Source organism: Mycobacterium sp. NGS68 (assembly GCF_059812195.1).
The window spans coordinates 59,427-82,498 of sequence record NZ_JCALCE010000010.1 but is presented as its reverse complement, the minus strand read 5'-3'; the positions used below and the strand labels follow the sequence as shown (position 1 = coordinate 82,498).

General features: G+C 67.3%; 22 protein-coding genes. 9 read left to right on the top strand and 13 right to left on the bottom strand.

What is annotated here, in order from left to right; genetic code table 11:
• Window positions 1-30: 30 nt before the first annotated feature.
• The 3 genes from AC5Y5V_RS13315 to AC5Y5V_RS13305 all read right to left on the bottom strand — a co-directional run bounded on the left by AC5Y5V_RS13315 (window position 31) and on the right by AC5Y5V_RS13305 (window position 2,719).
• A complete protein-coding gene (locus AC5Y5V_RS13315) occupies window positions 31-921 on the bottom strand; it encodes a lytic transglycosylase domain-containing protein (RefSeq protein WP_499935864.1) in 891 nt (296 codons plus the stop codon).
• Between the two features lie 105 nt (window positions 922-1,026).
• Entirely contained in the window at window positions 1,027-2,016 is a 990-nt protein-coding gene (locus tag AC5Y5V_RS13310) for a tocopherol cyclase family protein (protein ID WP_499935554.1), read from the bottom strand.
• A 49-nt stretch (window positions 2,017-2,065) separates the two neighbouring features.
• Entirely contained in the window at window positions 2,066-2,719 is a 654-nt protein-coding gene (locus tag AC5Y5V_RS13305) for a GAF and ANTAR domain-containing protein (RefSeq protein WP_499935550.1), read from the bottom strand.
• A gap of 121 nt (window positions 2,720-2,840) precedes the next feature.
• Here AC5Y5V_RS13305 and AC5Y5V_RS13300 point away from each other — a divergent pair, with 121 nt between their 5' ends.
• Both AC5Y5V_RS13300 and AC5Y5V_RS13295 read left to right on the top strand, forming a co-directional pair.
• The gene (locus AC5Y5V_RS13300; RefSeq protein WP_499935544.1) at window positions 2,841-3,932 is read left to right on the top strand and encodes an NAD(P)H-dependent amine dehydrogenase family protein; all 1,092 of its coding nucleotides are present in this window, start codon (window positions 2,841-2,843) and stop codon (window positions 3,930-3,932) included.
• Window position 3,933: 1 nt separating this feature from the next.
• On the top strand, window positions 3,934-4,383 hold the full coding sequence (locus AC5Y5V_RS13295) for a GAF domain-containing protein (protein WP_499935541.1): 450 nt from the start codon (window positions 3,934-3,936) through the stop codon (window positions 4,381-4,383).
• On the opposite strand, the gene AC5Y5V_RS13290 is transcribed toward AC5Y5V_RS13295, so the two are convergent.
• Genes AC5Y5V_RS13290 through AC5Y5V_RS13280 form a run of 3 tightly spaced genes read right to left on the bottom strand, consistent with a single transcriptional unit; the run spans window position 4,364 to window position 7,470 of the window.
• Complete coding sequence (locus AC5Y5V_RS13290; RefSeq protein WP_499935539.1) at window positions 4,364-5,368, bottom strand: NADP-dependent oxidoreductase; 1,005 nt, start codon at window positions 5,366-5,368, stop codon at window positions 4,364-4,366. The genes AC5Y5V_RS13295 and AC5Y5V_RS13290 overlap by 20 nt on opposite strands.
• Window positions 5,369-6,343: an LLM class F420-dependent oxidoreductase gene (locus AC5Y5V_RS13285; protein ID WP_499935537.1), complete on the bottom strand. Its 975-nt coding sequence runs from the start codon at window positions 6,341-6,343 to the stop codon at window positions 5,369-5,371.
• Window positions 6,340-7,470 carry an acyl-CoA dehydrogenase family protein gene (locus AC5Y5V_RS13280; RefSeq protein WP_499935535.1) on the bottom strand — a complete coding sequence of 377 codons (1,131 nt, stop codon included), beginning with the start codon at window positions 7,468-7,470 and terminating at the stop codon, window positions 6,340-6,342. The genes AC5Y5V_RS13285 and AC5Y5V_RS13280 overlap by 4 nt, the downstream gene beginning before the upstream one ends.
• 81 nt (window positions 7,471-7,551) lie before the next feature.
• Between AC5Y5V_RS13280 and AC5Y5V_RS13275 the strand changes: the two genes are divergently transcribed.
• Window positions 7,552-8,013: a winged helix-turn-helix transcriptional regulator gene (locus AC5Y5V_RS13275; protein ID WP_499935533.1), complete on the top strand. Its 462-nt coding sequence runs from the start codon at window positions 7,552-7,554 to the stop codon at window positions 8,011-8,013.
• Here the strand turns inward: AC5Y5V_RS13275 and AC5Y5V_RS13270 are convergent.
• The 3 genes from AC5Y5V_RS13270 to AC5Y5V_RS13260 form a co-directional block, all read right to left on the bottom strand.
• On the bottom strand, window positions 8,010-9,029 hold the full coding sequence (locus tag AC5Y5V_RS13270) for a TIGR03617 family F420-dependent LLM class oxidoreductase (protein WP_499935862.1): 1,020 nt from the start codon (window positions 9,027-9,029) through the stop codon (window positions 8,010-8,012). The two genes, AC5Y5V_RS13275 and AC5Y5V_RS13270, sit on opposite strands and share 4 nt — an antisense overlap.
• Before the next feature lie 45 nt (window positions 9,030-9,074).
• Entirely contained in the window at window positions 9,075-9,365 is a 291-nt protein-coding gene (locus tag AC5Y5V_RS13265) for a hypothetical protein (RefSeq protein ID WP_499935531.1), read from the bottom strand.
• An 83-nt stretch (window positions 9,366-9,448) separates the two neighbouring features.
• A complete protein-coding gene (locus AC5Y5V_RS13260) occupies window positions 9,449-10,669 on the bottom strand; it encodes an oxygenase MpaB family protein (protein ID WP_499935529.1) in 1,221 nt (406 codons plus the stop codon).
• A 74-nt stretch (window positions 10,670-10,743) separates the two neighbouring features.
• Here AC5Y5V_RS13260 and AC5Y5V_RS13255 point away from each other — a divergent pair, with 74 nt between their 5' ends.
• Window positions 10,744-11,388, top strand: coding sequence for a TetR/AcrR family transcriptional regulator (locus tag AC5Y5V_RS13255; protein ID WP_499935527.1), 645 nt, complete (start codon window positions 10,744-10,746; stop codon window positions 11,386-11,388).
• Between the two features lie 3 nt (window positions 11,389-11,391).
• On the opposite strand, the gene AC5Y5V_RS13250 is transcribed toward AC5Y5V_RS13255, so the two are convergent.
• The 4 genes from AC5Y5V_RS13250 to AC5Y5V_RS13235 form a co-directional block, all read right to left on the bottom strand.
• Window positions 11,392-12,228 (bottom strand): NAD(P)-dependent oxidoreductase, encoded by an 837-nt coding sequence (locus tag AC5Y5V_RS13250; RefSeq protein WP_499935525.1) that lies wholly within the window; start codon window positions 12,226-12,228, stop codon window positions 11,392-11,394.
• 51 nt (window positions 12,229-12,279) lie between these two features.
• Window positions 12,280-14,412, bottom strand: a complete 2,133-nt coding sequence (locus AC5Y5V_RS13245) for a hypothetical protein (RefSeq protein ID WP_499935523.1) — start codon at window positions 14,410-14,412, stop codon at window positions 12,280-12,282.
• An 88-nt stretch (window positions 14,413-14,500) separates the two neighbouring features.
• A complete protein-coding gene (locus tag AC5Y5V_RS13240; RefSeq protein ID WP_499935521.1) occupies window positions 14,501-15,958 on the bottom strand; it encodes a phospholipase D-like domain-containing protein in 1,458 nt (485 codons plus the stop codon).
• Window positions 15,959-16,037: 79 nt separating this feature from the next.
• On the bottom strand, window positions 16,038-16,895 hold the full coding sequence (locus tag AC5Y5V_RS13235; RefSeq protein ID WP_499935519.1) for a PE-PPE domain-containing protein: 858 nt from the start codon (window positions 16,893-16,895) through the stop codon (window positions 16,038-16,040).
• Between the two features lie 148 nt (window positions 16,896-17,043).
• Here AC5Y5V_RS13235 and AC5Y5V_RS13230 point away from each other — a divergent pair, with 148 nt between their 5' ends.
• The 5 genes from AC5Y5V_RS13230 to AC5Y5V_RS13210 all read left to right on the top strand — a co-directional run bounded on the left by AC5Y5V_RS13230 (window position 17,044) and on the right by AC5Y5V_RS13210 (window position 23,035).
• On the top strand, window positions 17,044-17,589 hold the full coding sequence (locus tag AC5Y5V_RS13230) for a GNAT family N-acetyltransferase (protein ID WP_499935517.1): 546 nt from the start codon (window positions 17,044-17,046) through the stop codon (window positions 17,587-17,589).
• A gap of 97 nt (window positions 17,590-17,686) precedes the next feature.
• Window positions 17,687-19,777, top strand: coding sequence for an NHL repeat-containing protein (locus AC5Y5V_RS13225; RefSeq protein ID WP_499935515.1), 2,091 nt, complete (start codon window positions 17,687-17,689; stop codon window positions 19,775-19,777).
• 184 nt (window positions 19,778-19,961) lie between these two features.
• A complete protein-coding gene (locus AC5Y5V_RS13220; RefSeq protein ID WP_499935514.1) occupies window positions 19,962-21,335 on the top strand; it encodes a cytochrome P450 in 1,374 nt (457 codons plus the stop codon).
• 126 nt (window positions 21,336-21,461) lie between these two features.
• Window positions 21,462-21,602, top strand: coding sequence for a hypothetical protein (locus AC5Y5V_RS13215; RefSeq protein WP_499935512.1), 141 nt, complete (start codon window positions 21,462-21,464; stop codon window positions 21,600-21,602).
• Window positions 21,599-23,035 (top strand): carotenoid oxygenase family protein, encoded by a 1,437-nt coding sequence (locus AC5Y5V_RS13210; RefSeq protein ID WP_499935510.1) that lies wholly within the window; start codon window positions 21,599-21,601, stop codon window positions 23,033-23,035. Before AC5Y5V_RS13215 ends, AC5Y5V_RS13210 begins: the two co-directional genes overlap by 4 nt.
• Window positions 23,036-23,072: the final 37 nt, after the last annotated feature.

Sequence of the window (23,072 nt, the reverse complement as noted above, 5' to 3'; positions counted from 1 at the left end):
CGCCATCGTTGGAGGCTACTCAGGAAACCTTCACTGCGGGTGGCTCGCCAAATACTCGGCGACGGGGATCCGTTGGCCCTCGGCATAACCGACGGGCAGGAGCACGTCGCCGGACGTGGTGAAGTAGTAGATGTCCCAACGGTAGTAGCCCGCGAAGGCGCCCGGATCGCTGGCCAGCACCGCGGCGTAGTCGTTGATAGCGCCGACGTACTCGTTGGAGTGGTTGTACGCGAAGACGGCGCGATCGTGGTCGCTGGCGAAGCCATTGGCTGCGAGGTAGCGACCGGCCGCCATGATGCTGTCGTGCGGCGAGTTGATGTCGCCGCCGTTGCCGTAGCCGGCGAACGTCGAGGGCAGAAATTGCATGGGTCCCTGCGCGCCGGCAGAGCTCAGTCCGGCGATGCGGCCGAAGCCGGTTTCGACCAGGTTGATCGCCGCGAGGTAGTTCCAGGCGACGCCGCTGGCCGCCTCGGACTCGTGGTACAGGCCGAGCAACACGTCGGCCGGGGCCGGTGGCTGGATCCGCCAGGCGGGCAGCGTGTCTTTCGCCTCGCCGTGGTTGAGCGCGGCGAGGTGATATCGCGCGCTGACGTTGCGGCCGTACGTCCCGATGAGCGACGGCGGGATTTTCGCTCGCACGGCCGAGTCCCATTCGGGGTGCCGGCCGATGGCGCGGTAGGCCGCCTGCTGGCGGAGTGCCGCGGACACCAACGCCGCTTCCGACGCCGACGGATCGCGCAGTGTCTGCTCGTCGGCGGCCAGATCCGCGCCGATCAGCGCCGGATCCGAGGCCAGCGCCGGCTGAGCCGGGAGCGTGGTGGCCACGGGGGTCGACATCGGGTACGGCGGGCCCGGCGACTCCGCACAGAGGGCCAATCCCAATATCGCCAAGCTAGCCAGAAGCACTGTGCAGCAACGCATCACGCGGGACCCGTACGCGGGAGGCTGGTGCATCCCCTGCTCCATTGTTGACGACGTCGCCGGCTTGCGCCGGACGGTGAATAGCTCGACTATACGAGATTGCTATCAGCCCGGCCGGCTGCCGATCTCCAGGCCCGCCAGATCGGACGTGCCGTCGAAGATGGTGCGGCCCCATTCGCGGACGGTGCAGCGCAGAGTGCCGCCCAAATATTCGTAGTCGGTGTCGATGTTGCGACGATCGCCCGGCAGCGGCACCGGGAGCACGTGTGGTCCGGCGCCGGTTCCCTGCCCGTCCAGCCGGACCCGGTAGCGCGCCGTCCGGGCATCGACGTGCCAGCGCCGCCCGTCGCACGTCGACGACACCAGCGCGGGCGGCGTGATCCGCAGGACCCGATCCCCGAGTCGTACAACAACTCCGGTGACCTCCCTCTTCAGCGGGCCCAACTCCAACAGGCCTCCCGAGAACGCCACGCACACGTCGTCGCCGCCGAAGTCATGGGCCTCGCCCCACCACCAGCGCAGCGGAAAGCCGGCGCCCCAGTTGCGTTCGCAGTACAAGGTGGCGTCGGTGAATTCCCACGTCTCGGCACCGCACGTCACTGTCCCCGATGCGGTGCCGCCGAGGCGGTAGGGGTGCCAGTACTGGTTCAGGAACGGCACCGATGAGAAGACCCCCCCTCCGCCGAATGCCTTGGGCCACGGGCACTCACGCGTTAGCTTCAGGTCCACCTTGCTGTCGCCGATGACCATCGTGAGCCGGTCCCGGTCGGCGTCGACCAGGTCGGTTCCCGCTTGAGCCCGCACCGAAAAGCGCGTCCGGTCGGCGCTGACGCCGTCGATGGCGGCCGAACGCACGACCCCACCCGGGTGCAGCGCGATGGCCGCCGTGGACCAGTCGCCTTCGGGGTGTCGATTCGAGCTGCACAGGGCCACCACGACTCGACCGTCAGATGGGTCGGACAGCCGCCAGAACCAGCCCTCCATTTCGGTGCCGTGCGAGGGCAGCGGATCCCCGAACGGCACATCGGCGCCGGTGCGTCGATAGATCGAGACGAGTCGCTGGGCGGTGTGCGCGAGGGAACCGACGATAGCCACACCTCAGCCGATACCCCGCGGCGCACGGACCCAACCCCCCGGTCGCGCGTCAGCGCTTGCCGCGTGTGTCGACGACCCGTTGCGCGACGTCGACCAGTGGGGTGTTGCCCTCCTGGGAAAGTTGCCGCAGCATCTCGAACGCGCGCACCTCGTCGACGTCGAACCGCTCCATGATGATCCCCTTCGCCTGGCCGATGCGGTCCCTGCTGGCCAGGGCGGATTGCAGTTGCAGGCTGTGTCGGTTGGACATGATCGCCGCAGCGGCATGGGCGGCGAGCACCATTCCGATCGTCTGACGCTCGGCATCCCACGTCGTCGGCTCGAACCCGAACAAGTTGAGCGCGCCCGCGGTGCGCTCGTGGGTGTAGAGCCGGAAAGACAACCCGCTGAGCACACCGAGCTGCTGGACGGCAGCCGAGTAAGCAGGCCAGCGAGTCTCGTGCCGGAAGTCGTCGGTACTCACCATGACCTCGTTGAGTGCCGCTTCCATGCACGGCCCCTCCTGGAGGGTGTGCTGCAGTTCGTCGAGTTGGTGCGGCAACTCGTCGGTCCCGGCGATCGACTCGAACGCTCCGCCCCGCTTGATCAGCAGAATTCCGGCGGTGTCGATGCCCGGAATCAGCTCGACCGCGGCGGTGGTGACTTCGAGCAGAATCTCTTCGGCGGTGCGCGGCACGGCCGCCGCGCGAGCCAGCTCGCTCATCCGCACCGCTAAGTCATGGCTGGATCCCGGGGACACGCGCTGAAGTTTTCCCCTTGAATCGCCGATCAAACCCCCGCACGATCGCGTCACCCCTGCCGGTGGACGAGGTAGTGTGCGAAAAATGCCTGGACAAGCGCCGCTTCGCGTCATCCTGTGGGGCACCGGCGCGGTAGGCAGCGAGATGCTCACCGCGATCCTCGACCGCCGGCCGGATTTGCTGGTCGTCGGCGCCAAGGTGTACTCCGACGACAAGGATGGCGTCGATGTCGGCACCCTGGCGGGGCGCGAGCCCATCGGGGTCACCGCCACCGCCGACGTCGAGCGAATCCTGGCGCTGGACGCCGACTGCGTGCTGTACACGCCGCGCAACGTCGACTTCGACGAGGTGTGCGCCCTGTTGGCCGGCGGCAAGAACGTCGTCACCACGGCGTTTCTGTTCCACCCGCGTCGCATCTCGCCCGCCGACCGGGACCGGTTGTCCGCCGCCTGCCGGGCGGGCGGAACCAGCGTCCACGGCAGCGGCCTGAACCCCGGCAATCTGTCGGGAGTCCTGCCGCTGGCACTGTCGGGCATGAGCCGCCGCATCGACAAGATCACCCTGCAGGAGCGCGCGGACTGGTCGGTATACGAAAGCACGTCGATCACATTCGACAACATGGCTTTTGGCCAACCGATCGACCACATCGGCCCGACGGCCAGCGATTTCCTCGCATTCAACAGCGCGATTTTCGAGGAGCAGGTCTGGTTCCTCGGCGACGAGTTGAACGCCGACCTCGACGAGGTGGTCGCGACGGTGGAGGCGGTTGCGGCCGAAAACGACCATCAGATCTTCGAACATCTGCTGCGCGCCGGCACGACCGCCGGGCAGCGGTGGCGATGGACCGGCCGGCGCGGCGGGGAGATACTGGTCGAGATCGAGACGCTGTGGACGGTCGGCGGCGAGTACCCCGGGCATTGGCCGAAACCCGAACATGGTTGGACCCTGACGATCGAGGGCGACCCGTCGATGCGCACCCACTTCTTCTGCCTGGCCAGCTTCACCCGCGCCGCCAGTATGGAAGAGCACGTCCGCTCGGCCAGTGTCGCGACCGCGATGCAGGCCCTGAACGCGGTGTCGGCCGTGTGCGCCGCCCCGCCCGGATTCGCGACCATGGCGTCACTGCCGTTGATCCGCAGCCACACGGGTTTCGGGCGCGGTCCCCAGGACGCGTGAGATGACCGCCGTTTATCGTGCGCCGATGCGATCCCGCAGCGACGCCGTCGACCCCTCGGCGACCATCGAACGCGCACGGCGACTCGGCCTCTGCGGATTCGGTCGGCTGAGCCGCGGAAAGGGCGACGAGGATCGACTGGCTCGCCGGGTCGCCCGCTTCATCGCCGTAGACGAGGGCTCGTTCGTGTGGACCCGCGACGCTGATCGGCTGTTCTGGCTGGGTCGGATCTGCGGACCGTACTTCCACGACACCGAAGACGGCGCCGCGGCGGTGGATCTGGTCCATGTCCGGCCCTGCGACTGGCTATCGGAGCCACTCCTCGAACCGGCTGTGCCCGCCGCGGTCGTCGCGACGTTCAACCGCGGCGGACGCAACTTTCAGCAGACCCATGACCGGGGGGTCGGCGAACAGACACAACGGATCTGGGATCTCAGTCGAGCGCGAGGATGAGCTTGCCGGTGTTCTCACCACGGAACAACGCCAGCAGTGTCTCGGGGAAGTCGGCGACATCGCCGTGGACGACCTGTTCGCGGGAATGCAACTCGCCGCTGCGCAGCCAATCCGCAAGTTGCGCAAGGCCTTCGCCATATCGCTCGACGTAGTCGAAGATCACGAACCCGGTCATCGACGCGCGCGCGACCAGCAGCTGCATGTAGTTGCTCAGCCCGCGCAGTTCGCCGGCGGAATTGTACTGCGACACCGCACCGCACAGCACGACGCGCGCGCCCCGCGCCAGCCGCGACAGCGCGGCCTCCAGGACCTCTCCCCCGACGTTGTCGAAGAAGACGTCAATACCGTTGGGCGCGTGCGTCTTCAGCTGCCCGCGCAGATCACCGGCCCGGTAGTCGATCGCGCCGTCGAATCCGAGCTCTTCCACCAGCCAGCGGCACTTGTCCACCCCGCCGGCGATGCCGACCGCCCGGCAGCCGCTGATCCGGGCGATCTGTCCGGCGATGCTGCCCACCGATCCGGCCGCACCGGAGACGACGACGGTCTGTCCGGGCTGCGGCCGACCGACGTCGAGCAGCCCGAAGTAGGCGGTCAGGCCGCTGATGCCGAGCGCGCCGAGCTGCACCGGGGCCGGTGCCAACGTGGTGTCCACCGTGGTCACGCCGACGCCGTCGGAGACCGCATAGCGCTGCACGCCGAACGTGCCGTACACCTCGTCGCCCGCCGCGAAGCCGGGGTGTTGCGATTCGACGACGCGCCCGATGCCACCGGCGCGCATCACCTCACCGATCTGCACCGGTGGCACATACGACCGGCCCGCGTTCATCCAGGTCCGCATCGCCGGATCGACCGAGAGGTACTCCACCCGCACCAACAGCTCGCCGTCGGAGGGACTCCCGACGGGCTCGTCGGCGATCTGCCAGTCCGACGGCGTGGGCAGACCGGATGGCCGTGCGGCCAGCCGGCATACGGTGTTGACGGGCATTCATACCTCCGTGAGGGAGCCGAGCGCGCGCAGCAGCACCCGCGCTCCGGGGTCTTCGGCCGTGGCGGGCACCACCGCGACGCAGTCGGCGCCGGCGTCGAGGTAGGCGTCAAGCCGCGCCACGACCCGATCGGCGGAGCCCAGGGCGCTCACCGCGTCGAGCAGTTGAACGGGTATGGCGGCAGCCAGTTCGCGGCGGGTCGCGCCCCCGCGGGCCTTTCGCACCAGGCCGTCAAAACCCAACGCGCTGAACATCTCCCCGTAGCCGGGCGGGCCGAGGTAGACCGCCAGCTGACCCGCCAGCTGCCCGAGCGCGGCGCCGCCGGGGTCCAACGCGGCCGGCACCCACACCGTCAGGCGCGGAGCGGCGCGCCCGGCCGCGGCGGCCTCGGTTTCCAACACCGTGCGCACCTCGGCCACCCGCGCCGGGGAGGCAAGGTTGAGCACCACCTCGTCGGCGTGCCGGGCCGCCAGTCGGATCATGCCGGGCCCGAAGGCCCCCAAGGCGATTCGTGTCTCGGGGCACGCTGTGCGCAGCCGAAACCCGCTGCTGTCGACGTAGCGGCCCGCGTACGCGCTGCGGGCGCCGTCGAGGATCGACCGCAGGCATGCGATCGTTTCGCGCATCACGGGCACGTGGTGAGCCCATTGCCGGCCGTGCCAGCCCGCCACGATCGCCGGACTGGAGGCGCCCAGCGCGACGTCCACCCGGCTGCCGGTGAGGGACGCGACGGAGCTCACCCCGAGCGCCAAGGTCACGGGGCCGCGTACGCCGACGGCCAGCGGGCCGATCTTGAGCCGCATGCCGGGCGCGCGCACCCCGACGGCGGTGGCGAGCGAAAAGGCGTCGTACGTGGCCATTTCGCCGATCCACAACGCACCGAAATCGGCCGCCGACGCCGCCAGCGCGATCTCCATCGCCTCCTCGTCCGGCCGGTCGAGCCAGAAGGGTAGGACGACCTCGAGGTCGGTCACAGCATCGACACGTCGGCGGGCAGGTCGAGAAGTACGCGGCCGGACAGCTCGCGCGACGCCTCGTTGACCTGGAAGTGGGCGGTGGCCGTGAACGCGTCGCGGAACCGTCGCTGCAAGGGTGCGCCGTCGTAAATCGCGCTGCCACCGGCGATGTCATACATGTTGCGCACGACATCAGCCGAGCTCCGGACGGCGTGCGTGGCGGCCAGACGAAGCCGGTTGCGCAACTCCACCGGTACCGCGCCGGCCTCCTGACTGGCCTGCCAGGCCGCGGCGATCGACTCGTAATACAGTGCGCGAGCGGCACTTAACGTTGCCTCGGCCGTCGCCACCGCGGCTTGGGTCGCCGGCCGCTCGGCCAGGGTGCGGGTCGAGCCCAGCCCCTTCTTGCCGCCGGCCAGCTCGGCGAGATCGTCGATCGCGGCCCGCGCATTGCCCATCGCAGCGGCACCGATGCACAGCGCGAAGAACCCGAACACCGGAAAGCGATACAGCGGCCGGTCCACCACCGGCCCGTCGAACACCGAGAAGACCCGTTCGGCGGGCACGAAAACTTCCTCGGCAACGCTGTCGTGGCTGCCGGTGCCGCGCAGTCCCAGTGTGTGCCAGGTATCGAGGACTTGGAGGTCGCTTTTGGGCAGCGCCACGACTGACGGCACCCGCCGATCGTCGACGAAGCATCCGGCGAAAAGCAGGTCGGCGTGGTTGATCCCGCTGCAGAAGGGCCAGCGTCCCGACACCACGACGCCGCCGTCGACCGACTTCGCGGTGCCCCGCGGCGCCCAGACCCCCGCCGCGACGCCGCGACCGCCGCCGAACAGTTCGTCGCGACTCGACGGCGGCAGGTAGGCGACCAGCAGGGCGCTGGTGATCGCGATCGACACGCACCAGCCCGCCGAGGTGTCACCCCGGGCCACCGCCTCGGCGCACCGCAACGCGAGGCCGGGTGCCAATTCCAGCGCGTCCACCTCCCGCGGCATGGTCGCGCGCAGCAGGCCGGCTTCGTTGAGGCGGGCCACCAGTTCGTCGGGCAGCCGTCGCTCGCGGTCGATCTCCGCCGACATCTCCCGGGCCGACAGCGCGATCTTCTCGGCGAGGGTCTCGAATTCGGTGTCGCTTCGGTCCATCGGCGGCTCCTGGTCGCGGTGTCGGTTCAGTTACGTTACCAGCTATGGTTCAAGAATTGCACCGGGTACAGTGACTGAACTATGACCGACCTGTCGCATCGCTTCGACGGCGAATCGGTCGGCCGTGCCCTCGAATTGGTCGGCGAGCGGTGGACGCTCGTCATCCTGCGCGAGGCATTTTTCGGTGTGCAGCGCTTCGGGCAGCTCGCGCGCAACCTCAACATCCCGCGGCCTACGTTGTCGTCGCGGCTGCGGATGCTCGTCGAAGTGGGCCTGCTGGATCGCGTGCCCTACTCACGCGATCCCGAGCGCCACGAATACCACCTCACCGAGGCCGGCCGCGAGCTCTTCGCCGCGATTGTCGTCCTGATGCGATGGGGCGACGAACACCTGCCGCACCCGGACGGTCCACCGATCATGTTGCGCCACAACGTATGCGGTGAGGTGATCGATCCGCAACTGATCTGCGCCCATTGCGGCGAGGAAATCACCGCGCGCAATGTGACACCCGAGGCCGGGCCGGGCTTTCGCGAGAGAGCCTAAGCGACCGCGCCACGGTGCAATCCGTCGACCAGAGCGGCGACGTCAGCGGCGACGGGTGTGTAGCCGGGGAAGTAGCAGCAGACATCGGAAGCCATTACACCGAAACGGTTCTCGATCTCGGCGGCACATTGCTCCGGGGTGCCGACAATGCCGATGGTGCGCACCATCTGGTCGGTGATCAGCGCACGCATTCCCGCGTAGTCGCCCGACTTGGACATCGCGTTGAGGCGCGGCTGCAACTCGCCCCAGCCCTCGGCGTCGAGCACCGGGCGGTAGTTGGGAGTCGATCCGTAAAAAGCGATCAGCGTCGCGACCCCGTCGATGGCGCTCGCCAGCTGCGCGTCGGTGCTGCCGACGGCCACCATGGCCTGGGCGATCACCTGGAAGTCGGCGCGCGGACGGCCGGACGTCCGCAGCCCCTCGGCCAGTGCGGGCAGAGTGCGCTCGGCCAGGTGCCGGGCACTGTTAAACGGCATCACCAAAAGCCCGTCGGCCACTTCGGCGGCCTTACGAGTCATCACCGGCCCCAACGCACCCATCAGAACCGGCGGCGGACCGTAGGGGTTAGGGCCTGGATTGAACGTTGGCGGCATCAGCGTGTGCGTGAAGAACTCACCACGGAACTTCAACGGCGCGAGTCCTTCCCACGCCGCGAAGATCGCCTGGACCGCGGCGACGCTCTCTGCCAGCCGGCTCGCCGGCCTGTCCCACTGGCTGCTGTATCGCTTCTCGATGTGGGCTTTGATCTGCGAACCCAGCCCGAGCCGGAAACCGCCGCGGCCGAACACTTGTAGGTCGTAGGCGGAATGCGCGAGGTGCATGGGACTGCGCGGCCCGGCAATCGCCACGTTGGTCATCACCTCGAGGTCCGTCGCCCCCGCGGCGACGACGAGCGGGAAAAACACATCGTGCGGGCCTTCGAATGAGAAGGCACCGTCGGCGCCCGCCTCGGCAATGTCTCGGGCGCTCTCGCGCACGCGATCCGGCGCGCCATCGATCTGAAGATGCACCTTCACGTCACTGAAGTCCTCGTGTGCTTCGACCGTTGCGGTCAACCCCGGTCAGCCGGGAATCACCCAGTCCGACCACCGATTGGCGGGATTGACCCGGTAAGAGCCCGGGAACGCTCGGGCCATGACGACGGGCATCGGTTCGGTCCCCAGGGGCGTGCCCTGTCGCTTCCATACGTCGGGATTCTGACACGACAGCTCGAAGGTGAGCTGCACAGGTATGGATCCCGGGATGGCCTCCGCACAGGCCTGGCTGGCGGTAACCGTCCGGTCCGCGTGGGCGATCGGCGCACACAGCACGGCGGCGCCGGTCAAAGCGACAGCTGCGAGCGACTTGAACATCGGACTGCCTCCGCGTCGATCTTCCCGGTTGATCAGCGCACTCAATAGTGCCGCGCGGGCGGCGCGGGATCAATTCCCGACGGTCATGCGACCCGGTGCATGTGCGCGGCGGAATCACCGATCGTCGCTCCACCAACGCCGACGATGGTGTGCAGCAACGCTTTCTGTTCCCGCTGGCCGCGGGCGGCCGCACGGTCGCGGCCGCCGGGCAGCGTCAGCGCCGCCACACTGCGGGCCACGTTGGCCGGAATCCGCAACACCGGATACCACGGCGGCACATAGGCCGGCAGGCCCAGCGTGCGCATCGCGCGCGGCCCGAGGAAGCCGCTGGTCACCGACAGGTGCTGCGCCCGCGCAAGACGGCGGCGCAGGCCCGGCATGGTGCGGTAGTTCCAGCTCAGCGGGTCGTCGGCCATCGGGACGGCCAGCTGCTTGGTGGATTCGTCGGGGCGCGCAAGGGCGGTGGCCGTGTGGTACAGCACGCGCACGCTGTCGCGGAAATTGCCCGGCAGCCATTCGTCCTGCACGCCGATCAGCCAGCCGACGTAGCGGGTGACGTGCGCAATGGCGTCGAGTTCGTCGGGCGCGCGCAGGAGTCCCATGCCCATCGCACCGATAGGCGGGGCGATGAGCGCGCCAACGAGCGTCGCCGCCATGTCGGTCTGGTTGACCGGGACGCCCCATTCGTCGGCGCGCCAGTCCGGCATCGCGGCCACATGCCGGCGCACCAGCGCGTGAATGAACCGCACGCGCAAGGTGGAACGGTAACCCACGCCGAGCGGGGCGAGCCCGCCCTCGGAGATGACGTCCAGCGCCCACTGCATCGTTTCGGCGAACCGCTTGTTGGAGCCCTTCTCCAACGCGCCGGTCCGCAGCAGGGTCTTGTTGAACCCGGAGAACTGGTACCCGCCGAGCAGCGACACGTCGCGCGCGATGTACATGGCGTCGGCGCCGCCGCTGCGCAGTGCCCGCTGCCCCCTGCGCAACGTGGCCACGTCGACCCAACCCGGGACCGACTCGACGCCGATGAAGAACTCGCGCAACGGCTCCGGAGCTTCCGGCACGTTGGCGATGCCCTCGGCCAGCGCACGGTCGAACAGGGGCCGCGTCCGCTCCATTCCGGTAGCCGATATCCACTCGACGAGGCGGTCCATCGGCTCGTCGCCGACGGTCAGCCGCTCGCCGAGCCTGCGCCACTGGGCCGGCGTGGGCTCGCGCAAGCCCAAGAGCAGGGCAAACAACCGAATACCGGCCGGAACCGCGACCGGTTTGTCGGGATGTCGAGCCGGGATGGGCAGGTTCATCGCCGCTCTCCTTTGAGGGCTATTTTTGGATAACGACCGTGTTCCAAATTTAGGGTCCGGGTAGGGTGATGTCAATGAAACGCGCGGAAGTGGTGCGCGACTACGGCGGTATCAGCGCGGTCGACCGCCGCGCCGAACGCCGCCGCAAACTGCTCGAAGCCGGCCGGCACATCTGGGGGGAATCGGGCATCACCGAGGTGACGGTACGCGGCGTGTGCACCTCCGCCGGGCTGATCCCGCGCTACTTCTACGAGCAGTTCCCGAACCGGGATGCGCTGCTGTTCGCGGTCTCCGACGACGTCCGCGACGAGTTGCTCGACGCGCTGGTCATCGCCGGCGTCGGCGACCCCGGCACGTTGCGCGACAAACTCCGCTCGGCGCTGACGGCGTTTCTCGACATCATCGCCGCCGACCCCCACGTCCACCGCATCGCCACCGGCGACGTGAGCAGCGTTGCCGGACTGGCCCAACACCGCACACACATCCTCGACATGATCACCGACCTGGTGATCCGGTACACCCCGGATGTGCTCACCGCCGACGAGCCGAGCGCCGCCGACATCCGCCGGGGCGCGGTGTTCATGGTCGGCGGCGTAAACCAACTCATCGAGGCCTGGCTCGAAGACCCGACGGAAACCACTGAAGAATTGGCCGCCATTTGCGCCGACCTCTGCGTCGCCGTGGTAAGGGGCGTCACGCAGTCCGCCGACGGTGCTTGACCGTCACTCGCGGTGACCCGTATACACCTCGCGCATCACGGGTTTGATCGCTTCCGCCAAGGGTGTCGGGACTCCGAGCGATTCGCCGAGTACGGCGGCGGCGTCGAGGTCTTTGACGGCCAGCGCGGCCACCCGGTCCGCGTAGTCCGCCGGCACGGTGATCCCGGCGGCGCGGACGTCCAACAGGCGCAGGGCCTGGACGCCCTCGGCATCGGCGGTCCGCAGCACCGACAGCAGCGTCTTGAGCGAAACGCCGTTTCTTGCCACGAGATTCGCGGCTTCGTCGACGACGGCCCAGCAGCCGTACTGGATCAGGTTGCGGGCGATCTTGGTCGTCATCCCGGATCCGACCGGCCCGCAGTGCACGACGGACCGGGCGAAGTCTTCGAGGACCGGCCGTGCCGCGCCGACGGCGTCGTCGGGTCCACCGATCATCGCCACGATCCCGTGTTGGGCGGCCTTGTCGCCGCTGGTCACGCCGCAGTCGAGCAGGGTCACGTCCGCGTCGGCGCACAGGCCCGCAAACTCCTGAATCTCCGCGACCGAGACCGTGGAAAGGACCACGACGATCAGGCCCGGTCGTGCGGCCGTCAGCACCCCGCCGGAGCCCGCCAGAACGTCACGCACCTGATCCGCCGTCACGACGGCGATCAGCACGACGTCGGAGTTTCGCACCACGTCGGCAATCGAATCAAGCTGCGCCGGAACATCTTCGAGGCCCGCGGTCGCGTCGGCACGGACGTCGAAAACGCTGGGCACCCGCCCGCGTCGGGCCATGCTGACCGCGATGCCCCCGCCGATCTCGCCCAAGCCGATCACCCCGGCGCGTAGTTCGGTCATTGGGCACTCCTTGCATTGCGGCGCTGGATCTCACCAACGATATGCGAGCGCTCAGTCCGCGCCGGGACCCGCCGTGGGCGGGCACGCCGGCAACCTGTGCAACGAGTCGGGGTCCGCGCCCTTCACTCGCAGCCGGCGTCGTCCGTCTGCACCAGTGGTTACGCAGATAGGCAGCTCGTCGCCGGCGACGCTGCCCGGCTCCACGAAGAGCTGGAGTTCACCGGAGTCGACGTACAACATGGCGTCGTCGTTGGACAGCTTCCAGGGCTGGCCGTCCGTCGGCCACTTGCCGCCGACGAACCGAATGTCCTCATGGTCGTCAACCGCCTCGACCGTGACGCAGCCGACCCACAGCTTCGCCGGCACCGCGCGGAAGTACACGGCGAGGCGTTGGCGGTTGAGGTCGACGTCGACCGGTATGCCGATGGGGGGCAACAGGGTGCCTTCGGGACGGTCGCTCATCGACTTCTTGACCTGGCGGGACCCGAGCCCGGTGCCGAACCAGTCGATCGTCAACACGGTGGTGATGTATTGCACGATCGCCAGCGTCAGCAAACCGCCCGCGCCGGCTGCCCCGAGTCCTGCGGCCCCCACCGCCCAGGTGACCGGCAGCGCCAGCAGACCGACGACGGCCGCGGCACCGGCGGCTGCGGCGGCTTTGCCCGCCACCGTCAGGTTGAAGTCTGAATTCACTTCCGGCTCTTCGGGATTCTGCGCTGGCCGCACCCCCACCGTTCTCGGCAGCTTGTCGAGCAGGTCGCTGACCCGCTTGACTTCGGCCTCGAAGTCCTGGTCGGTGATCTCGCCCGCGCGCTTCTTGTCGCGCGCCGCGCTGATGGCCTGTTCCAGAGTCTCGACCGTTTCCCGGGTCACCGGCCGGGGTTCGTCGCCCGTCGCGTCACGCGGTACGTCGTCCAGGCCCATCTCGTAGACGATTTCGAAGTTGGCTTTGAAGTCATAGAGCGTGGTTTCCGCGCTCACCGTCCCGTCGACGATCAACCGGCCGTCTTCGCTTCGCGGCACGATATCGGCTTCAAGGCTGTCGAGGCTGCGGTCTTGCCCGCCGACGTTGATCGTCTTGGGACCCGCCAGCAGGCAGGGTGCCTCAGCGTCGAAGTCGCCCTCCTCGAGACCGAAGCTGTTCATCACCGTTTCGCGGACCTGACGCAGGATGCTCCACCCGGTCACGGCCAATCCGGCTTTCTCACGCGGGTTTTCCGCCAGGATCGACGCGGGCAGCCGCTCGCCCGCCGGCAGCGCACGCAGTGTCCTCAGCTGGACCACCATCGACTCGTGGATATCCTCGCCGACCTCGAAGCGCTGCACGACGGCGTCGAGATCCTTGAACGTGCTGTCGTCGTCGGCGTCGGGGTCGATGTCCAGCGGCGACGGCAACAGTCCCACGACGCCGCCGTCGCCCATCTCGGCCAGCTTCGGGCGGACCGCATCGGCGATCTGGGTGGCCAGCGAGTCAAGCACCCTGATTCTCGCCTCGTCGTCGGAGAGGCCGGGGTGCTGCAGCTTTTCCAGGTTCACCATCAGTTCCCCAGCGATGCTGTGCGTGATCCAGTAGGCCTCGGCATAGTCCAGTTCCCAGCTGATGCGCGGGTCCTCTCCGGCGAACACGGTGTCGCCGTTGTCACGGCGCTCGATGTGCGGGCCATACAACTGCGCCGCGTACTCGTCGCGCAGCGACGCGGCGACCAGCACCGGGGCCGCCTGCACACCGAAGTTCAGCGCGATCGTCTGCTTACCGGGCTCGGTCTGGTGCGGCTCGAGCTGGTCGTGAATCGACAACCGGCCGAACAGCGGGATCTCGTTGTACGGGATGTCGCGCGACTCCCCCGCCCGCGGACCGTCGGGAATCACCGTCGTGGCCGGCGGCAGCTGCACCAACGGGATACAGGTCACCGAGTCGATGACGATCTTGGAATCAAAGATCGCCAGGTCGATGGCAAAGTGCCGCAACGGATCACGAGACTGACCATCGACCTCCTCCTGCCACAGCCGCCGGTGGGCATCCAGGATGAACCAGACGCGATCCAGCGTCAGGTCAAGCGTGGCCGTCGCGGAGTAGCCGGTACCGTCGACGGACTCCGTGTACTTGTCACCGCTGAAAATGTCGACCGTCTGATCCTGGACTCGCTCACGATGAATTTCGATGATCGTGTCGGGGCGATGCATGTCGACTCCAATGGACCAGCGGATGTGCACGGACAGGCTTGCGGGTCCTGTACCCAAAAAGACCGTTGTTGAGTCAACCCCCGGACCGTCAGTCCGTCAGCCCAGCGACGAACCGCCGGAAGGTCCGCCGCAGTGACCGTGGAACGTGGTCGGGATCCATCAGGTCGTTCTCCGCCAGCGGACCTGCCTCGTTGGCCACGGTGCTCTCGGTGAACGGCCGCAACGTTCGGTCCCGTCCGCGCAGCGCCTCGACGGCCCGCAGAAACGACCGACCCTCGTCCATCGCCCTGGCCAGCTCGCCAACCGGCACGTCCAGGTGCTCGGCCACCAATTGGTTTCGCACCGCATGTATCTCGCGACGAATGCGGTCGTGCTCGGAGCGGTCCACGTCCGCCTCGACGGCCACGTCGCATTCGCTGTCGAAACCCAACGAGCGGTTGTTCAGGTTCGACGAGCCGATGCGCAGCAACCGGTCGTCGACCACCAGCACCTTCGAGTGGACATAGATCGGCGCCCCGCCGTCGGTCGCCGGCCAGTAGACGCCCAAGCGCTCATGCTCGTCGGCAGCCCACAGGACCTGCAGGAGCCGGTGGCGCGCGCTGTCCATCGCTCCCCGCTCCAGGGGGTTGTTGCCTTTGCGGGGCAGGATGATGACGATCTCGGGACCGTCAGCGTCCCTCAGGCGCGCGGCCAGCGCATCCACCAGGCGGCGGGCGGCCAGATACTGGTTTTCCAGGTAGATGGAGTGCCTTGCCGCGGCTATGGCGGCGAGGTTGAGCGCCTCCACCTCCCGAACCTCGCTGCGCCCACCCAGTTCCGGCACGGTACGCACGATGCCGACCTCGACGTCGCGCAGCGTCGGCGTCAGTTTGGTGGGCCAGGCGACGTGTTCGGCGTCCAACGGTTTCAACGTTTCGTCGGTCGCCGTGCGCCAGCGAACCCGAGCCTGCTCACCGAGCGAGCGTGCGGCCTCACCGTCGACCGCCGCCGCGACCTCGTGACGCGGCCCGTAGCGGCGCCCCAGCGCGCTGCGGCCGCGACTGTCGTGCTCGTGCGCGCGCGTGTCCCACCGCGCAACGGTGAGGTCGATGCCACCGCAGAACGCCACCGCGTCGTCGACGACGACAATCTTCTGGTGATGCACGGACCCGGTCGGGTGGGCGCCGTCGACGGCGAAATGCATTCGGTTGCTGCTCATCTGATTCAGCAGCGCCACCGGCGTCAGCCCCAGCCAGATGTTGTCGAACGCCGGCAGCAGGCGAAGATTCGACCTGAGCAGGTAGACGTCGAGGCCCGGCCGTTTCCACACCAACCAATGCAGGAAGGAACCCAGCTGATTCGGTCCCGGGAGCGTCCTGGCGCCTCGCTCGAACTTCATCCTGAGGTCCAAATCCCAACCGATCAGCATGATTCGGTGCTGTGCGCGCAACATCGCCGCTTTGACGTGCCTGAAGTAGTCGGCCGCGTCGATGACACAGGCGAACTGGTCCGCGCGCGCCGTGCGCCAGCATGTCTGGCCGGGGGTCAGCAGTGGTTCGTCGCGCACGCCGAATGTCTCAACGACGTTGACGGCTCGACGCGGACATAGTCAAGTGTCTACCAGATGCACGCCGGACGCCATCCGGTCACGGGGTGGGCAGCGTACCCATGGGTCGCTGGTAGGCCGATTCGACGACCGGGCGCAACCGGGCGTCGTCGGTGATCTTCCAGGAGTTCAGCGTCCACTTCAGGGTCACCATCGGCAGATAGTAGGTGGCGGGGGCGCCGAGAATGTAGGTCGCATTGCCCTCGACGAAGGTCTTGTTCGCGGGATCGTTCAACCCGATCTTGCTGTAGTCGGCGTGGACCTGACCAAGTTCACCCTTTCCCCCGACCAGGGACGCGGCCAAACGGTTCTGCACGGCCCGCCAGTTCGACAGGTCGTTCGGGCAATCGGCCCAGTAGTCGTATTGGCGGGCGATCACCTTCACGGTGTAGCGGGTGTCCGCGGGGAAATGGTTGCCGCCGTAGGCGGCCTTACACCCGCTCTTCGGTACGTTCGCGCAACCGTTGTACTTGCCTTCCGGATCACCGGTGAGAACGAAAAGCACTGTGGTCGGGTCGATATCGCTACTGGGCCCGTAGCGGCGCAACCAGTCGTCTTCCACCTGCGCACCCTCGCTATGGCCGAGAACGATTTTCGGCCCGGGCGTCGAGTGCAGGTATTTGTCGAGGTTGTCCGCCCCCTTGTGCACATTGGTCGCGCTGGGCAGGTTCGTGTACGGAACCTTCACCTTCACGTTCGGAGCCGCGAAGAGCTCGCCGCGTAGCCAATCGGACGGCAATTGGTTGAACGCCGGCGCGAGAGTCAACACCGTCGCGCCACCCGGACCGGGTGCGGCTTGAACCGCGTCCGGCACAGCGTGCGCGGAACCGGGCCTCAGCCCGCCGGCGAACACCAACACCAAAGCGACCGACATTGCGATGCGGGTCACCGGTGTCATCCGGGCTCCTCGGTCACGGGTCAATCCGGGTGGCGCCGCAGGCCGCCCAGAATCTATATAGCGTTCGGTGGCGCAAACTGAGCGGCGCGTGGATGAATTGACGGCCTAAGTGACATCGGATCGACGCGGAAACGACATTCAGGGTTAAATGCATTCCATGCAGGGTCAGAGTTCCGCCCTTTCGCTGAGGAAGCCGACGGAACAATACAAAGACGCTGTGCTGAGCTATCGCGACGAGTTCGCGGGGGCCCGGGACGCCCACGGAACCGCGTCCCTCGACAAGGCGGCATCCTACGAGCAATGGCTTGCGCGGGTGCGTGTACTCGAGCGGCCGGACAACCTCCCGGCGGGTTATGTCCCGTCGTCGCAATATCTGGCGATCAGAAAGACCGATGCGAGACTCGTTGGCATGGTGGCGATTCGGCATTCGCTGACCGAGGCACTGGAATTCGAGGGCGGCCATATCGGCTACAGCGTCCGCACGTCCGAGCGCCGCAAGGGATACGCCACGCAAATGTTGAAGGAGGCGCTGGCGATCTGTGCGGACATGGGAATCGGCAAGGTGCTATTGACCTGCGACAAGGACAACGTCGGCTCCGCGGGCGTCATCAAGGCCAACGGCGGGGTGCTGCATGAGGAATTTAAGGCCGCCAACGGCACACCGTCCCAGCGCTACTGGATCACCTTGGCCTGAGCGCCATCGAGCGACTGCCGATAGAAATATTTGAAGTTCGCAAGAAATTTGCAAGTGGTCCGCGTTAACCTTCAGCACCCGCAAGAAGGAAACCGCCATGGACAATTCGCCGACGACCGAGAGCGGCGACGCCACGACCTCGCGCCGCTTTGTGGCGTCCATTGCCGCGCCCACCACCAAGCAGATGATGAAGCACACGTACGTGTTCATCGCGGGGGCCATAGCGCTGCTCGGAGTCCTGGAAGCCGTGGTCGTCCTCGTCGGCGCCGTCCTGGACTCGCAACCGCTGATGCAACTCGGGGGCGCGGTGCTGTTCATGGCGTTCTTGCTGTCCAGCATGCCCCTGTATGCGGCGTTCCAGCGACGGCTGAATGCCGCGAGGACCGTCGCGCTACGCGTCGGCAGCGGCGAACTGAGCGTCGATAGCCGGCCGGGCGTCACCTTTCGTCTCGCCGACGCCCGACTTGGCCGGTGGACTCCCCCGGGATATGCCGCGATGACCAAAGGCACCGCGCTGCACCTGCACTGCGGCGGCAGCCGCTTTGTGCTCGGCGGACGGGATCATCGCGCCGGCCGAACCCCACTGGCCGCATCGCCGGTGGACACCGTCGACGCCTGGATGTGGGCGCCCGAGTTCGACGAACTGCTCACCGCGACCGGGTTGCGCGAGCCGGATATCGACGAGCCGACTCGCTGCCTGCTGGTGCCGAACCCGATGAGATCGGTCTCTAGCTCGGTCTTCGGGCTGTTCAAGAACACCGCGACCGCGCTGCGCCTGACCGCCAGCCCGCCACAGGCCAGTGTGGCCATCGACGTGGGAGACAACGCCATCTCGGTGATCGACTTGAAGAGCAAGGCGCGCGTGACGTCCGTCCCGCTCGAGCGGGTGAAGGCGACACCGGCGCAGAGCACGCGTTCGATGCCCCGCGTCGGTCGGTACACGACGGCCGTCCTGGTCGTGCACGTTCCCAACTCCCCACCACTGACCATCGGATGCCCCGAATTGGCCGGGCCCGCACAGGCTTCGTGGAAAGGGGGGACCAAGCTGACCCACCGGTTCGCCTGGCGCGGCGAGGTGCCCGCAGAGGGAGAACCGGCATTCGTTGTGTCCGAACCGGATTGGCTGACCCTGGTCGAAACATTCGGGCTCACCGCCCATCTGGAAGACAGAGCGGCGCCGGGCGACACCTGGACAGCTGCACCACCCGGTGCCGGTAAAGCATCGCCGCCGCGAACCCGGCGCTGGATCATTCCCATCGTCTTGGCATTCGGGATCACCCCGATCATCTGGGTCCCCGCCCTCATCGTGCTCAACCGCCATCACGAAAGCTCCGACGCTCTGAAGGCCGATCGGGAACGGCCTTTCGCGCTTGCGTTTACCGACCTGCGCGTCCCGCACGGGGTGGCGGTCGACTCCACCGGCGACGTCTACGTCGCCGACGGCCGCGGCAATCGCGTGCTCAAACTGTCGGCCGGGTCCAATGCCCAAACCGTGCTGCCGTTCACCGGCCTCGATCTTGGCGCCGGCACCGTCGACTCGTCGACCGCCGGCATCGCGGTGGACGGCGCAGGCAACGTGTACGTCACCGACTCCGGCCACAACCGGGTGCTCGAACTGGCGGCCGGGGCCAGCGGCCAAACCGTGCTGCCATTCACGGGCCTGAACATGCCAGAGGGCATCGCGGTGGACGCCGCGGGCACCGTCTACGTCGTCGACGAACAACACGCCCGGGTGCTGAAGTTGGCGGCGGGGTCGAACACCCAGACCGTGCTGCCGCCGACCGGCAAATACGTCTACCCGCACGATGTGGCCGTGGACGCCACCGGCACCGTGTACGTCGCCGTCCACTCCGGAACGCACAGCTACCCAATGAAGCTGGCGCCGGGATCGAACGGCTGGACCAAGCTGCCGGCAACCGGCAACACGCAGTTCGTGGCGGTGGACACCGCCGGCAACGTGTACGTCATCGCGGGCGGCGTGCGGCGGCTGGCGCCCGGGTCGGGCAGCTGGACCGAGTTGCCCGGAAACCACCGCTTCATCGATCCCCAGGGTCTGGCGGTGGATGCCCGCGGAAACGTGTACGTCACCGATCACACGGGTGAGCGGCATCCGGGAACCGCGTTCGGCACATGGGAGTTGCCGGGCGATAACAGTCGCGGTTTCGTGCTCAGGTTGCCGCCGAGCTGATCGTCCGCGTCGCGGCATCGCAAAGCGCGTTATTACACATCCGGGTTACGAGTCTGCAAAAGTGGGCGGGCCCGCCGGCGCGGGCAATTGAGGTACCGACCTACGCTATGCGCCTCAAGGTCGAACGCGCACCCTCAGGCATGGCCACAGCACGACGGTTGGGCCATGCAGCGAAGGAGCGGACGTGATCGACCTGACCGAACGGACCGGCGCCGGGTCGCTGCCGCTGCCGCCGAAAAACCCGCTGCCATTGCGGCAGAGGATAAAAGCGCTCAGGGATTTTCATACCGGACTGGAGGCGCTGCGCGATGCGGGCGGACCGGTGAGCCAGTTCTGCCCGCGAGTCACGCGGCTAAGGTCGGCCGTCGTCATCGTGACATCACCACAGGGTGGTCGGGACATTCTGAGCCGCACCGATGCGTCGGTCGACCGGACCTCTCTTCATGCCGAGATGCGGCATCTGTTGGGCGACAACCTGTTCGACGTTCCCCACCGCGAATGGGTGCAGCGCAAGCGAGCTCTGCAACCTATCTTCACCAAGCAGCGCGTCCGTGCCTTCGCCCGTCACATGTCCCAGGCCGCCGAAACGGTCTGCGAGGGTTGGCTCGACCGTGCCGAGATCGATCTCGACACCGAGGCTCGCCGACTGACGCTCCGCGCGCTGGGCCGCTCGGTGCTGGGCCTGGACCTCGACGAACGCGCCGAAGTAATTGCCGAACCGCTGCGGGTGGTCCTGAACTACGTCGCTGATCGTTCCCTTCGGGCGGTGCGCGCGCCACGCTGGTTACCCACGCCGGCACGCCGTCGCGCGCGCCGCGCCAGCACCGCATTGCACCGGCTCGCAAGCGACATCCTCCAAGGCTGCCGTGAGGACCCGACCCGGGCTGCACCGCTGGTGCAAGCTCTGATCGCAACGACGGACCCCGCGACCGGCCAGCCGCTTTCCGACGACGACATCTGCCACGAGCTGGTGATATTCATGGCCGCCGGCCATGACACCACCGCAACCACACTCGCGTATGCGCTCTGGGCCCTGGGCCGCAACCCCGACATCCAGGATCGGGTCGCCGCCGAGGCCACCGCGATCGGCGACCGAGAACTGACCCCGGAAGATGTTCCCCGGTTGGGATACACGGTTCAGGTACTCCACGAGGCGCTGCGGCTGTGTCCGCCGGCAGCCGCGATCGGCAGGACCACGCTGCAGGACATCGAGGTTGACGGGTACCGCATCCCGGCGGAAACCATCGTCGTGTACGGCGTCCGCGCCGTCCATCGCGATCCCACGCTCTGGCAGGACCCCCTGGTCTTCGATCCCGACCGATTCAGCCCCGAAGAGTCGCAGTGTCGCAACCGCTGGCAATACATTCCGTTCGGCGCCGGCCCGCGGACTTGCATCGGCAACCACTTCGCTATGCTGGAAGCAACCATCGCGCTGGCCACCGTCGCGAGGCGTGTCGAAATCAACTCCCTTGAAACAGATTTCCCGCTCGCGGTACCGATGACCATGGTTGCGGCGGCGCCGATCCCCGCCCGCATAACGGCGCGCAAGCACGCTTGACCGGCACTTCTGCAACCGCCCGAACGAGTACCGAACTACTCGTGCCATAGCACGCGAGCGCTGAAACGATCAACTGTGAGCGACTCGGCATCGACGGTCGCCGAGAATAGCCGTCAAGGAGTGCTCATGAGCCCACCGCGAGACACTGACGCGTCGACACAACTCAAGAAATTGTCTGTGGTGCTCACCGCGGCGGCATCTGTTGCGAAGCCCGGGGTCTCGCTCACCCGGCGCGACATAGACCTGCTGCTCGGGGTTGCGGCGTGACAAACCCCTATCTTCAGGGCCACTTCGCCCCGTTGCGCGAGGAATACACCCTCACCGACCTCGAGGTCGCCGGAACGATACCCGACTACCTGGACGGACGCTACGTACGGAACGGGCCCAATGCGATCGGTGAGATCGATTCCCAGCGTCACCATTGGTTTTTGGCCGACGGCATGGTGCACGGCATCCGCTTTCGCGACGGCAAGGCGGAGTGGTACCGCAACCGCTGGGTGCGTGGTCCCCACGTCGTCAAGTCGCAGGGCGGCCGGTCACGGTTCTGGCATGCCGGCACCTTGCCGATCAGCGCAAATACCAATGTGGTCGGGCATGCGGGCAAGACCATCGCGTTGATGGAGGCCGGCGCGGCAATCTTCGAGCTCACCGATGAGCTGGAAACCGTACGCGTATGTGACTTTGAGGGGTCATTGCGGGGCGGATACACCGGTCACCCCAAACGTGATGCGGAAACCGGAGAGCTGCACGGTATTTCGCACAGCCCCTATCGCGGCAACTCGGTCCAGTACTCGGTGATCGGCGTCGACGGCCGGGTACGCCGTACCGTAGACATCGAGGTGACCGGCGGCCCGATGATGGACAATCTGTCGTTGACGGAGCGTCACGTCGTGTTCTACGACCTGCCGGTAACTTTCGACCCCAGGCGGGGAGCGGCGATGATGATGCCTCCCGGCCTGCGGCTGACCGCGCGACTGTTGTTGTCGGCCTTGGTCGGCCGGGTCCGCATCCCCGACCCGATCACCGCACGCCACCCCGGTTCGAAGATTTACGACCACCCGTTCCCCTACTCGTGGAATCCGAAGCATCCTGCCCGCATCGGTGTGATGCCGCGTGATGGCGGCAACGCCGACGTGCGTTGGTTTGACGTCGAACCGTGCTTCGTATTCCACCCCATGAACGCCTACGACGACGGCGACACCATCGTGCTGGACGTCGTGCGACACGAGAAGGTGTTCGACCGCAACTGCTTCGGGCCTACCGAGGGACCGGCCACACTGGACCGCTGGACCGTGGATCTCGCCGACGGCAAGGTACGCGAATCCCGCTTCGACGATCGGGGGCAGGAGTTTCCCCGCATAGACGAGCGCCGTGCCGGCAAGCGGCATCGGTACGGCTACGCGCCCGTCGGGGAGATCACCTTCGGCAACACCTTGCTCAAGCACGACTTCATCAGTATGAACACACGATCGCGCTGCTTCGGCGCGGGAAAAGCGGTTGGCGAATTCGTCTTCCATCCCTCGTCTCCGGACTCGGCGGAGGATGACGGCGTGCTCATGGGATATGTGTATGACCGCAGCACCGACCGCAGCGAACTGGCGATCCTTGATGCGCAGACACTCGAGAACGTGGCCAGCATCAAGCTGCCGCACCGAGTACCCGCCGGATGCTGCGGCAGCTGGGTACCCACGGGCAGCTAAACAGGCGCGCCGGCGCCACTGCGTGGAACCGATTCCG